Origin of the sequence: Archangium sp., assembly GCF_036389735.1 — a bacterium.
Lineage (GTDB): Bacteria > Myxococcota > Myxococcia > Myxococcales > Myxococcaceae > Archangium.
On sequence record NZ_DASVWK010001117.1, the window covers coordinates 1 to 12607 of the forward strand.

Annotated in this window: 10 protein-coding genes; 5 read left to right on the plus strand and 5 right to left on the minus strand. The window is 70.1% G+C overall.

Translation table 11 applies throughout. The annotated features are described in order from the left end of the window. On the plus strand, positions 1–352 hold a 352-nt coding region (locus VF794_RS40130; protein WP_331119077.1), incomplete at its 5' end, for a helicase C-terminal domain-containing protein. Between the two features lie 15 nt (positions 353–367). Here the strand turns inward: VF794_RS40130 and VF794_RS40135 are convergent. From VF794_RS40135 to VF794_RS40150, 4 genes are all read right to left on the minus strand, one after another. Continuing rightward, entirely contained in the window at positions 368–772 is a 405-nt protein-coding gene (locus tag VF794_RS40135) for a hypothetical protein (RefSeq protein ID WP_414641018.1), read from the minus strand. A 185-nt stretch (positions 773–957) separates the two neighbouring features. After that, complete coding sequence (locus tag VF794_RS40140; RefSeq protein WP_331119081.1) at positions 958–2139, minus strand: AAA family ATPase; 1182 nt, start codon at positions 2137–2139, stop codon at positions 958–960. 46 nt (positions 2140–2185) lie between these two features. Next, positions 2186–2932 (minus strand): HEAT repeat domain-containing protein, encoded by a 747-nt coding sequence (locus VF794_RS40145; RefSeq protein WP_331119083.1) that lies wholly within the window; start codon positions 2930–2932, stop codon positions 2186–2188. Positions 2933–2997: 65 nt separating this feature from the next. Then, positions 2998–3744, minus strand: coding sequence for a HEAT repeat domain-containing protein (locus VF794_RS40150; RefSeq protein ID WP_331119085.1), 747 nt, complete (start codon positions 3742–3744; stop codon positions 2998–3000). A gap of 72 nt (positions 3745–3816) precedes the next feature. On the opposite strand from VF794_RS40150, the gene alaS reads away from it, so the two are divergent. The 4 genes from alaS (at position 3817) to VF794_RS40170 (ending at position 10775) form a co-directional block, all read left to right on the plus strand. After that, on the plus strand, positions 3817–6519 hold the full coding sequence (alaS, locus tag VF794_RS40155; protein WP_331119087.1) for an alanine--tRNA ligase: 2703 nt from the start codon (positions 3817–3819) through the stop codon (positions 6517–6519). Then, positions 6516–7157, plus strand: coding sequence for a hypothetical protein (locus VF794_RS40160; RefSeq protein ID WP_331119088.1), 642 nt, complete (start codon positions 6516–6518; stop codon positions 7155–7157). The genes alaS and VF794_RS40160 overlap by 4 nt, the downstream gene beginning before the upstream one ends. A gap of 26 nt (positions 7158–7183) precedes the next feature. Next, positions 7184–9985: an Hsp70 family protein gene (locus VF794_RS40165; RefSeq protein WP_331119089.1), complete on the plus strand. Its 2802-nt coding sequence runs from the start codon at positions 7184–7186 to the stop codon at positions 9983–9985. Between the two features lie 157 nt (positions 9986–10142). Beyond that, positions 10143–10775 carry an outer membrane beta-barrel protein gene (locus tag VF794_RS40170; RefSeq protein WP_331119090.1) on the plus strand — a complete coding sequence of 211 codons (633 nt, stop codon included), beginning with the start codon at positions 10143–10145 and terminating at the stop codon, positions 10773–10775. A gap of 84 nt (positions 10776–10859) precedes the next feature. Here VF794_RS40170 and VF794_RS40175 read toward each other — a convergent pair. Further along, positions 10860–12607: CHAT domain-containing protein (locus tag VF794_RS40175; protein ID WP_331119092.1), on the minus strand; the 1748-nt coding region annotated here is incomplete at its 5' end.

Sequence of the window (12607 nt, forward strand, 5' to 3'; positions counted from 1 at the left end):
CGGACGCGGCGTGGGCTGCGTCTTCATCGACAAGCTGCCACTGGAGCCCGGCAGCCGCCCGCTGGTGGCCGCGCGTGAGGAGCCGCTCGCGCGGGGCGGCAGCTCGCACCTGGGCTTCCTGCACTACCGGATGCCCCGGGCGCTGCTGCTGCTCCGCCAGGGCGTGGGCCGACTCATCCGCTCGCATGGGGACCGGGGCGTGGTCGTCATCGCCGACCCTGGCCACCCCAGCTACCGGCAACTGCTGCTGGACGCGCTCGCCGGCTACCGCGTGGAACTGCTCCCCTGGTCCGAGGCCCGCGTGCGCCTCTTCTCCGCCATCGAGGAGATGGGGCTCATCCGCAAGGGCTGAGGCGTCGTCTTCGTGCTACCCGCCTCGCGCCGGAGTTCCGCAAAGCGCCGCGATGGACCGGACCAGTTTGTCGAAGGACTTCGAGCGCGAGCGCAAGAAGGCCACGTCGATGCCTCGCGTTTCGCTCAATTGGTGCGTGGTAGGCAGGTAGCCAGGGACGAGTATCGCCAACGCCTTCTTGGCATCACGGAGCGTTTCCGGACGATGAATGCCCGCGGCGCCGAGCGAGATGTGGTCTCTCGCCAGCAACAACCAGGTCTCGTACTCGCGAACGGCCATCACCGCGAGGCTCGGCACTTTTTGACCCATGACGCGCGTGGCATCGGGTCCCCACGCCGCGGCACAGTCATCGTCCTCGTCGCAGAGCATCAGCACGGCATCCGCTCGCCGCGAGCGGGCGATCTCCATCGCGCGAATCACCCCCTCTTCCCGACACGGGCGCTTCGGTCCCGGACATCGCCCATCCACAAGGGAGGCGCGCGGCCGACGGATGGGTTCCTTGTCGACGACCCAACCTTGGATTCCGAGGTGGTTCATGACCCGGGCACACAGACTCGGAATGGCCGTGACCTCGCCCTGCCCTTCGACAATGCAGACGAGCCGGTTCACGGGTTGATGACGGTCGGGTCAATCACATCGGGCGGTTCGCCCTCGATGCGCAGGGGCTCGCTTCGCATGAGCTCGGAGAGACTCAGGAGTCCCTCATTCACGACCTGGCGCTGAGCGCTGGCGAGCGGCCCCACTCGGGTCACCCCGTCCCCATACTGGCAGACGAGGATCTCCTCCTCACGTGCGGCATCGAGGAACTCCGGGCTGTGGGTCGTCACGAGGACAGCGCCTCGATTCGATGCCTCCTTGAGCACCTCATAGAGCACAGCGGCCGCTCCAGGATGAATGGAGACCTCCGGCTCTTCGATGATGAGGAACCGAGCGAATGGCATCGTCTGTGCGGCCACGATGATGCCCAGTGCTCGGAGCGCACCATCGGACATCTCACTGATGCCGAATCTCGCGACCCTTCCCGCCTGCTGCTGGTCGAACTCAACGAAGAGAAACCTTCCCGTCTCCGTGACCGAGATGTCCACCAGATCGGGAATCAGCCTCTTCATGGCCAGGAGCACGGTCGTGAAGTCATGCTCTCGCTCAGCCTTCAAGCGACGCAGAACCCCTGCGAGATTGCTGCCGTCGACCTCGAGTTCGGCATCCTCACTGGCCAGTTGGGGGACACGCATCCTGGCCAGCTCCAATTGGAGCCGGTGAGTTCGAAAAAGCCTGAACGCTGCCGATCCGAGCATCTGACGCGCGTAGAGCATGATGCTCGTCGCTGAAGGCAGCGACTCAACCGACACGCTTGTGCGCCCATCTGCATCTACGAGGTGCGCCCCATCAGCGCTGCGCTCAAAACGGCTGACGGCCCCTCCATTCGCTTGGGCTACGAACTCTGTCCCGAAGCGCCAGCCCGACTCCGGATTCGGAAGCAAGGAAAAGAACTGCTCCGCGAACCGGGCATCCAGCTCCGTTTTCTCATTCGCGACCCGGACGGTGACGCGCGTCTCCTCGGTCTCGGGGATACCCCAGCGGCGAATCGAACCAATGCCCCCGCGCCGCTTGATGGCGGAGGCGGCATCGAAGGAGATCTCGCTCGCGATCACCAGCGCATCGGCGAAGTTGGACTTCCCGCTGCCGTTGGTTCCCACCAGGACCGTAAACGGCGCGAGTTCCACCTCCGCCCGCTCGATGCTCCGGTAGTTTTTCAGTGAGACCCGCCGCCACATGGGGGCGTTCATCTCCCCTTTACCCTGCCCGAGTCAATCCAACCTTCATGGGGGACGCTCACGTGTCCCACTCGAACGTGTCCGCGGCCTCCTCGATGATACGGGGCGCCAGCACCTTGAGCAGTTCCTCGGGCTTGGCTCCGGACGCCTGGAGTTCCACGTCTCCCAGCAGGGCCTGGTCCGGATAGCCGATGCACACCACCGACACCCGCAGCCCTCCCGCCTCCGTGGCGTGGATCTCCGCCTGGAGTCGGAAGCCCTGGATGCCGTGCTTGCGCAGCACCCCCTGTGCCGCCGCCTTGCTCTCCTTCGGCGGCGCCAGCAGGGCACCCACCTGCGTCAGCTTCCGCCGCATCCGCGCCTCGGTGACCTTCAACACCTCCGGTTTCACCTGGCCCGACTTGTCCTTCACCCCGCTCAACTGCACGTAGAGGCGCGGGGTCCGCTCCTTGAACGACTGGAGCGCCTCGATGGAGGCCTGGATGGCCGCCTTCGCCGCCGCGTCCGTCTCGCTCTTCCGGGCCTTCAGGCACTCCAGCCCGGACAGCTCCTTCAGCTTCCCCAGCGCCTGGGCCGCGGCCGCCCGCACCTGCTCACTCGGGTCCTTCAACCCCTCGCACAGGGGCTTGAGCGCCTCGGGGTCATCCGAGGAGCCCAGGCCGAGCGCCGCCTGGGAGCGCACTTTCGGCTCCGGCCCCTTTCCGAGCTGTTTGCTCAGTGCGGCGATCCGGGAATCCACCTGGGCCTGGACGGCTCCGGGCAGGGTCAACAAAACGAGGGCGAGGAGCGAGGACGAGCACCGCATGTCAGGAAGGCAATCCTAGCCTGGACCGCGCCAAACGCGGTGCCCCCCCTTCATGCCGCGCCGCGCTACTTCTTCCAGCCGAACGAACTCGCGGCCTCCTCGATGGCCTGGGGCGCCAGCGCCGTGAGCAGCTCCCCCGGCTCTGCCCCGGACGCCTGCACCTCCACAGCTCCGATGAGCTGCTTTCCCGGGTAGCGCAGGCCCATCACGGACAGCTTCAACCCCCCCTGGGGCCCGGGGCGGATCTCCGTCAGCAGCCGATAGCCCTGGAGCTTGTGCGTGGCCAACACACCCTTGGCGGCCTTCTCGGCTTCCTTCTCCGGGGCCAACAGCGCCCCCATCTGCGCCAGCTTCCGCCGCATCCGGGCCTCGGTGGACGCCACCCACTCCGGCGACACCGTCCCCGTCGTGTCCTTCACCCCGGTGAACAGCACGTACAGGCGCGGAGCCCTCGCCTTCAGCGCCTCCAGCTTCCCCAGGGCCGCCTCGGTGGCCGCCTTCGCCGCCGGGTCCGCCTCCTCCTTCCGGGCCACCAGGCACTCCAGCCCGCCTACCTCCCCCAGCGTCCCCAGGGCCTCGGCCGCCGCCGCCCGGACCTCGCCGCTCGGATCCTTCAGTCCCTCGCACAGGGGCTTGAGCGCCTCGGGGTCTTCCGAGTCCCCCAGGACACGGGCCGCCTGGACACGGTGGTGGGGCTCGGCCCCCTTCACCAGTGTCCGGCTCAACGAGGCCGTCTGCGGGTCGGCCTGGGCCAGGATGGTTGTGGGGAGGACAAGCAGGCAGCAGGCGACAAGGTGGGATGGGGAGCGCATGTCAGGAGTTGGATCCTACCCGGGTCCTCAAGAAACGCAGCGCAACCCTCACTTGTGGCATATACCCTCACCATGCCCTCTTCCCTGTCCGCCTCCCAGATTCGAGAGGCGTTCCTCAAGTTCTTCGAAGAGCGTGGCCACCGCCGCGTCGCGTCGTCCTCCCTCGTCCCCCAGAACGACCCCACCCTGCTGTTCACCAACGCGGGCATGGTCCAGTTCAAGGACGTCTTCACCGGCCGCGAGAAGCGCGACTACGCGCGCGCCACCACCTCGCAGAAGTGCGTGCGAGCCGGTGGCAAGCACAACGACCTCGACAACGTGGGCTACACCGCGCGTCACCACACGTTCTTCGAGATGCTCGGCAACTTCTCCTTCGGCGACTACTTCAAGGCCGACGCCATCGCCTACGGCTGGGAGTTCGTGACGAAGACGCTCGGGTTGTCCACGGAGCGGCTCGCCGTCACCGTCTTCAACGGCGAGGGCGGCATCCCCTGGGATGAGGAGGCCTTCGAGCTGTGGGCGAAGCAGGGCGTGGCCCGCGATCGCATCCTCAAGCTCGGCCTCAAGGACAACTTCTGGGCCATGGGCGACACCGGCCCCTGCGGCCCGTGCTCCGAAATCCACTTCCACCAGGGCAACGACATCCCCTGCGTCGAGGAGGCCAAGGGCAGGCCGTGCCAGGGCGTGGCCTGCGACTGCGACCGCTGGCTCGAGATCTGGAACCTCGTGTTCATGCAGTTCGAGCGCAAGGAGAAGGACGCGCCGCTCATCCCCCTGCCCAAGCCGTCCATCGACACGGGCGCGGGCCTGGAGCGCATCGCTTCCGTCGTCCAGGGCAAGCGCTCCAATTACGACACGGACCTCTTCCAGGGCATCATCTCCAAGGTGAGCGAGCTGGTCGGCAAGCCCTACACCCAGGAGGGCGGGGCCTCCATGCGCGTCGTGGCGGACCACAGCCGCGCGGCCGCCTTCCTCATCGCCGATGGCGTGCAGCCCTCCAACGAGGGCCGCGGCTACGTCCTGCGCCGCATCATGCGCCGCGCCATCCGCCACGGCTCGCTGCTCGGGCTCGAGGACGTGTTCTTCTCCAAGGTCGTGGACCGCGTCATCGAGCTCATGGGCGACGCCTACCCCGAGCTGCGCGACAACCGCACCTTCATGCTCGAGGTCTGCAAGCACGAGGAGGAGAGCTTCCGCCGCACGCTCAACCGCGGCCTCAAGCTCATCGACGAGGAGGTGGCCCGGATGAAGCAGTCCGGGGAGAAGCGCCTCTCGGGCGAGAAGGTCTGGGAACTCCACGGCACCTACGGCTTCCCGTGGGACCTCACGGAGATCATCCTCAAGGAGCGCGGCTTCGAGACCGACCTCGAGGGCTTCAACAAGCTCAAGAAGGAGGAGGCCGAGAAGGGCGGTGACGAGGGCGGCATCAGTAAGGACAAGGCCATCGCCACCATCCACCTCAAGCTCCTGGAGCGCCTGGGCCCCACCACGTTCCTCGGCTACGAGGGCGTGGGTCACGAGGGCGAGGGCTCCGTGCGCGCCATCATCACCCAGGGCGGCGCCGAGGTGACCGAGGCCAACGCGGGCGACGAGGTGGAGCTGGTGCTGGACCGCACGCCCTTCTACGGCGAGTCCGGCGGCCAGATGGGCGACACCGGCCGCGTCGTGGGCCACGGCGGCAAGGCGGTGGCCCAGGTGAAGGACGCGCAGCGCCCGGTGCAGGGCCTCATCGTCCACCACGTGAAGGTGACCCAGGGCACCTTCAAGGTGGGCGACATGGTGCAGGCAGGCGTGGACGGCGAGCGCCGCTCGTCCATCCGCGCCAACCACTCGGCCACGCACCTGCTGCACAAGGCGCTCAAGATGGTGCTCGGCGAGCACGTCAAGCAGGCCGGCTCCGTGGTGGCGCCGGACTACCTGCGCTTCGACTTCTCGCACTTCGCGCCCATGACGCACGAGCAGCAGGACCAGGTGGAAGACCTGGTCAATACGTGGATCCGCGAGAACGCCGAGTCCCAGACGCGCATCATGAACCTGGAGGAGGCGAAGAAGTCCGGTGCCGTCGCCATGTTCGGCGAGAAGTACGGCGAGACCGTCCGCGTCGTCACCGTGCACCCGCAGTCCACCGAGCTGTGCGGTGGCACCCACGTGCGGCGCAGCGGTGACATCGGCCTCTTCAAGCTGGTGAGCGAGGCCGGCGTGGCCTCGGGCGTGCGCCGCATCACCGGCGTCACCGGCCTGGGCGCGCTCCAGTACGTGCGCGACACCGAGCGCGAGCTGAAGAAGGTCGCCGAGCTGCTGAAGACCTCGCCCAAGGACCTCTTCAAGCGCGTCGAGGCCACCCAGAAGCGCGTCAAGGAGCTGGAGAAGAAGGTCGAGGAGGTGACCGTCAAGGCGCAGACCGGCACCAGTAAGGACCTGATGGAGCAGGCGCGCGACATCAACGGCATGAAGGTGCTCGCCACCCGCATGGATCCGGCGGACCCCAACGTGTTCCGCGGGCTGGCGGACCAGCTCCGTGACCGCATCAAGTCCGGCATCATCGCCATCGGCGGCGAGAAGGACGGCAAGGTGGTGCTGCTGGTGGCCGCCACCAAGGACGTGGTGGCCCGGGGCATCCACGCGGGCAACCTGCTGCGCGACATGGCCAAGGAGGTCAACGGCCGCGGTGGTGGCAAGCCGGACCTGGCCCAGGGCGGTGGCGAGGACCCCTCGCGCATCCCCGCCGCCTTCGACAAGCTGTACGAGCTGGTGAAGGGGACGAGCCTCTCATGAGCCCGTCCGCCCGTGGCCTCGCGGCACTCCTCTGCTCGGCGGCCCTCTTCGGGGGCTGCAAGAAGGAGGAGGAGCCCGCGCCCTTCGAGGACCGCACCCTGGCGAAGCTGCGCCAGGAGGTGGACCGCGTGAACAAGGGAGGTGCGCCTTCCGCACCGCCCTCGTCCTCCGAGGGAGACCCCAACGCGAGGCTCGCCGACCTCGCCGCGGGCCACGAGGCGGACACCGCCAGGACGCTCACCCCGCCCGGCGCCAACGACACCGTGCACGTGGACACCTTCGCCCTGAAGCTCACGGGCCTGGAGTCGCTGCACTCGCTGCGTGGCACCGGCAAGGTGAGCCTCACCACCCAGGACCTCTTCCTCCGCGCGCAGCTCATCGCCCAGAACGTCGGCCCCCAGTCCGCCTCCCTCGCGCTCTCGGGCGCGAAGCTGGTGGACGCGGCCGACAAGGAGTACCCCCTCGCCCAGGACGCCCAGACTCTCGCCGGCACGCGCAAGCTGGACCGCACCTGGGACAAGGACCAGCGCGACACGCTCGTCCTCCTCTTCGAGGTGCCCCCGTCCGCCATTGCCCCCGGGCTGACCCTGGTGCTGCCCACCAGCGGCACCGAGCCCGTGCGTATTCCCCTGCAATGAGTTCCTCCGGGCGGCGGTGACGGACGGTGACGGTCGAGCCCAACAAGCTCCTCCCGCTGCGTATCCGTCTCCCGTACGCCACGGAGGAGGAGTTCATCGAGAAGTACGGCTCCAACGTCGCGCGCGGGGGCCTCTTCATCGCCACGCGCTCGCCCAAGCCCGAGGGCACGGGGCTCGCCTTCGAGCTGGTGCTGGCCGATGGTGGGCGCCTGCTGCGCGGCGAGGGCGTGGTGGTGCGCACGCAGACCGAGGGCTCCCGCGCCGGGATGACCGTGCGCTTCGTGCGGCTCGATGCGTTCAGCAAGGCGCTCATCGACCGCATCGTGAGCCGCCGCTCCCCGGCCCAACCCGCCCAGGCACCGGAGCCGCCCCCACCGAGCGCACCCGAGCAGGCCCAGGCCCCTCGCACCGAGGGAGCGACAACACCGGGCAAGCGCGGACGGCCCGTCATCTCCGCCGAGGCGCTGCGCAAGCAGGTGGCGATGTCCGCGCTGGTCTCCGCGCTGCGCGACCCTCCGCCGACGGAGACGGGCACCGCGCCCCCCACCCCTCCAGTACCCACCGCCCCGGCCGCCCCCAAACCGGCCATACCCGCGGCTCCGCCTCCCACCGCGGCCAGGCCCGCCGTGCCCGCTCCTCCCGCGAAGCCCGCGGCTCCCGCGAAGCCCGCGGCCCCCGTTACCTCCAAGCAGAACGGGCCAGGCGCTCCGCAACCGACGGCCAAGGCTCCGGCACGGCAAGCGGTGCCCCCCGCTCCGAAACCGGCCACGCCCCCTCCACCGGCCCGGGCGAAGCCTCCCGTCACGGTCGCGCCGCCAGCACCCGTCGTGCCCGAGCCGCCCATCGTGGCGGAGCCGGAGAGCGCCCCGCTCACCGTGCCCGTCGTGGAACAGAGGCCGGCCGCCGCGCCCGCGCTCCCCGAGCGACCCACGACCCAGGATCTCATCGCCAACGCCGTCCTGGATCACCTCGCTCCCGAAGAGCCGGAACTCGCCGCATACGATCTCCTGGAGCTCGAGCCCCTCGATCCCGCCACGGCACCCTCCGCGCCGGCTCCGGTGGTGGAGCCTCCTGTCTCCCCAGCCCCCGCGCCCGCTCCCGTCGAGCCCCCTGAAGCCCCGGCGGCGCTCCCGGAGGTCGCCCGCGAGAGCCCTCCCGTCCCCGAGGAGCCGCGCCGCTCGCCCTCGCCCGAGAGCAAGGGCCGCCGTCGCGCCATTCTCGACGTGTCCGTCTCTCCGCCCGTGGCGGTCGCGCCTCCCGAGGTGGTGCTTGGCATCGACCTCGGCACCTCGCGGGCCCGCGTCGCCATCCACCATCAGGGCACGTTGCGGCTCATCCCGCTCGGTGAGGCCCACTCCCTCCCCTCGCTCGTCGCGGTGGACGAGGCGGGTCAGCTCCTCGTGGGCGCGGCCGCCAGGGCCGAGGCCGAGCGCTCCCCGCGTCATGCGGCCTTCGGACTCCGTCGCTTCCTCGGGCTGCGCGCCCGCTCTCCCCTGGTGCGCGCGATTGGCGGTCCCCTGCCCTTCCCCCTCGTCGCCGGCCCTCACGGAGATGCCAGCATCGAGCTGCGAGGTAGCGGCCTCCTCCTCCGCGAGCTCACCGCCCGGCTCCTGCGCGAGCTCAAGTCCGCCGCCAGCACCTTCCTCGGCCACGACGTCACCCGGGCCGTCCTCTGCGTCCCCGCCTACTTCGACGAGCGCCAGCGCGCCGCCATGCGCGAGGCGGGCACGCTCGCCGGGCTCAACGTCCTGCGCATCCTCAACTCTTCCTCGGCCGGGGCACTCGCCTTCGGCCATGGGCGAGGGCTCGCCCGCAAGCGCATCCTCGTGGTGGAGCTCGGCGGCGGCGGCCTGAACGTGTCCGTCGTCCAGCTCACCGGCGATGACCTCGAGGTCATCACCACCGGAGGAGACCCCACCGTCGGCGGCATGGACTTCGACGCGCGCATCGCCGAGGCGCTCGCCAGCGACCTCCAGGCCCAGGGCATCCCCCGCCCCGAGCACCCCTCCGACTGGGCCCCGCTGCTCACCGCCGCCGAGGCCGCCAAGGTGGCCCTCGGCGAGCAGGAGCAGGTCTCCGTGCCACTGCCCGGTGGACGGCCCGCGTTCTCGCTCGACCGCGAGCGCCTGGAAGCCCTCACCGCGGACCTCGTCCAGCGCATCACCCTCTTCGTGCGGCAGGTGTTGGAGTCCAGCGCGCTCACGCCCCAGGGGCTCGACGAGGTGTTGCTGTTGGGAGGCCAGGGCCGCTCGCCGCTGGTGCGCCGCCGGCTGGAGGAGAGCCTGGGCGTGCCCGTGCGCGCGGACGTGGACGCCACCCACTCGGCGGCACTCGGTGCGGCCTTGCTGGGCCAGGGCCTCCTCGACGCCGAGGCCGGCAAGCCCGGCGCCACCGTCTCCGAGGTGCTCTCCGTCCCCATCGGCGTGGCCGAGCGCGGGGGCACGCTGCGCCGCGTCCTCGAGCGCAACACCCGCCTGCCCGCGGAGAAGACGCTCGTGCTTCCCGTCACGGCGCCCGGGCCGCTCATGCTCGCCCTCTTCCAGGGGCCCTCGCCGGTGGCGACGGAGAACGAGTACCTCGGCACGCTCGCCTTCTCCCTGGAGCGCCCCGGCGAGGCCGAGGTGCACTTCAGCCTCTCGCAGGATGGCACCCTCTCGCTGGCCGCGACGCTGCCGGGCGGCAAGCGCCACGCCGTCACCCTCGCCGCGGACATGCCCGAGGACGCGGAGCTGGACGCCGTCATCGCCCGCTCGCCGCTGGAGGGCGAGCCCGAGACACGTCCGGGCGGGCTCCTCTCCGGCCTGCGCAAGCTCTTCGGTCGCCGCTAGCCCGCGCTGTCACCGCCCAGGGCGAGGCACCAGGCGAGCCCTCCACACCACGCCCGAGGCGTGACCGACCATCCAGGTTGGTGTGGGGTCCCATCCTCCCCATTCCGGAGGATGAGCAGCTTTCGTCCAACAGACATTCGTAGGACGGGAGGACGAGATGAGAGTTCGTTCGTGGATGGGCGGTTTCGCGGTGGTGGCCTGCTGCACCGCCGGGTCGGCGTTCGCGGCCATCGACGCCTCGCGGGTGGGCAGCGAGGTCAAGTTCGACGAGCAGCGGACGAAGGTCGGCCTGGATGCGCGCGTGGGCGTGGGTGGCCTCACCGGTGACGGGGGCGAGGTGACGGCTCCGGGCCCCCTGCTCGGAATCACCGCCGCGGCCCAGCCCTGGCGCAACCTCGGCATCGAGGCGGGCATCGAGGGTCAGCGCCTCCCCATCAACGATGCGCGCATCGTGGATGAGCAGGCCCTGTACCGCTACAACCTCGGCGTCATGGCCAAGGCCGGTCCGCTCGTGCTCCAGGAGAAGGTGCGTCCGTATGTGGGAGCGGGCGTCGGCGTGAGCTACCTCAACGTCACCGACGGCGCGGAGACCCTGTACGGCAACGACATCGTGCAGGAGGTGCCGCTCGCGGCCGGCGTGGACTACCGTTTCAACGAGAGCCTCTTCGCTGGTGCGCGCGCCTCGTACCGGATCCTCTTCGGCACGGAGTTCGCGGACGCCGCCACCGGTACCGGTGACACCGGCGGCAACCTGCTGAACTTCGCCGCGACAGTGGGTGGCCGCTTCTAACCGGTCCAAGCCCGGTACGGCCAAAGCCGAGCCCCGCCGCGCTTCCCGATGAGGGAGGAGCGACGGGGCTCTCTTTTGCTTCGCCTAGAACCCGCTTCGCGGCGTCTCGAGCGCGGTGGGGGTGATGGCGCGCAGGGGGGCGGCGCTCCCCAGGGCGATGAAGGGGGCCCAGTAATGGGGATGGGGCCGGGACCCCCGCAGCTCGCGCATCGCCTCGCTCAGCGCGGTGGCGCGGCCCTGTCCCGCCAACAGGTTGCGGTAGTAGGCCTCCATCAACGCGCGTGTCGTCTCGTCGTTCACCTTCCAGAGGCTCATCACCACGGTCTCCGCTCCCGCCACGAGGAAGGCCCGGCGCAGCCCGTACACGCCCTGGCCCAGCTTGATGTCGCCTCGCCCGGTATCGCACGCGGACAGGACGACCAGTTGGGTGCCCCACAGGTCGAGGCCCGCCAGCTCCAGCGCCGTCGCCAGCGCGCTGTCGGACGAGGGGGAGACGGGACTGGCACCGGAGGGCGCCGGAGCGCTCGCCCCAGCGAACACGAGGCCCGAGCGCAGCAAGGAGTCCGTGGAGCTCGGTGCCAGGGTGTCCTCGCCCAGCGCACCGAAGTGGCCGATGGCGCGGGAGCCCGGGTGCTGGGGCGCATCCTCCTGGAAGAAGCCATGGGTGGCCAGGTGGAGGATGCCAGGGGTGGGCAGGTGCAGCAGCCGCTCCTTGGTGGCCTCGGGGCCCAGGAACAGCTCGGCCTGGGGCAGCAGGCGCTGGATGGCCTTGGCCTCCTGACGGGTACCTGGCAGGGGGGTGGGTGCCCATGCGCGGTGTGACAGCTCCGCGCGCGAACTGGAGGAGAAGAAATACTCGCCGGGCATACCGCGCTCGGTCAGCGCGGGAGCGTCCTCCTGGGGGTGAAGGGGGGGGGGGAGGGGGGCACTGAAGTCCGGGTCGGCGAGGACGACGACGGAGCCAGGGGGGCTGCTCTCCTGGGGGCGCGGCAGCAGGCTCTTGCCGGAGGGGACGTAGGTGAGGTCGAAGGCGTCCACGAGGTATTGGTGGCCATCGTGCAGGACGCCGAAGGGCACCAGGGCGAGCTGGCCATCCGGCGAGAGGTAGAGGCGGCGGGTCTCACCCAGCAGCGCAAGCAGGGGTTGGAAGGCGAGTTGGTGGAGTTGCCGGGCGTGGGTTTCAAAGGTGGCGTCCCGGTTGGCCAGGGCGTCTCGAAGGCGCGAGGCGGCGGAGTCAATGGGCTCGGCGGGTCCCAGGTCCTGGAAGCGGATGGTGGCGTCGGGGAAGAGCACCAGCGCCAGGTAGCGCAGCGGGCCGGGGAGCCGAGACGCGGGCGCACCGGGCCTGGGCACGAGCGGGCGGTCCACGTACGTGATGAACTCGACGAGGGCCGCGTCCTTGGGCAGGGCCGCGGCGACACGGTCGACGATCTCCCCGGGAGGCGGCAGGGCGGTCAGCGCGCGCAGGGGGGCGGAGCGCCTGGCCAGGTCCGCTTCGAGGGCAGTGCTCCGCACGGAGAGCTCTCCGAGACGCTGTCGGTAGGCTGTCGGTGAAAGCGCGCCACGGCCGTGGAGTGACAGTTCGGCCAATTCGGTGCGCAGCCCCCCCAGCCGCTTGAGGGTGTCGCGATCCCCGGCGCCCAGGCTCCGGTAGACGGTATGGGAGATGTCGGCCATCTCGTCGACGGAACGACCTTTGAGGAGCAGGGCGGCGCCGAGGGCCAGGCGTCGGACACTGGCGTCGTCTGGATGGGCGCGCAGCAGTGCGTAGAGCCGCTCCTCGTCGGTGCGCAGGAACTGGAGGAAGCCAGCCAGGCGCTCCTCGGAGAAGC

Excerpts from the sequence above, each read along its gene's own strand:
- VF794_RS40160 (WP_331119088.1), top strand. The coding sequence starts at position 6,516 with ATGAGCCCGTCCGCCCGTGGCCTCGCGGCACTCCTCTGCTCGGCGGCC.
- VF794_RS40145 (WP_331119083.1), bottom strand. The coding sequence starts at position 2,932 with ATGCGGTGCTCGTCCTCGCTCCTCGCCCTCGTTTTGTTGACCCTGCCC.
- VF794_RS40170 (WP_331119090.1), top strand. The coding sequence starts at position 10,143 with ATGAGAGTTCGTTCGTGGATGGGCGGTTTCGCGGTGGTGGCCTGCTGC.
- alaS (WP_331119087.1), top strand. The coding sequence starts at position 3,817 with ATGCCCTCTTCCCTGTCCGCCTCCCAGATTCGAGAGGCGTTCCTCAAG.
- VF794_RS40150 (WP_331119085.1), bottom strand. The coding sequence starts at position 3,744 with ATGCGCTCCCCATCCCACCTTGTCGCCTGCTGCCTGCTTGTCCTCCCC.
- VF794_RS40140 (WP_331119081.1), bottom strand. The coding sequence starts at position 2,139 with ATGAACGCCCCCATGTGGCGGCGGGTCTCACTGAAAAACTACCGGAGC.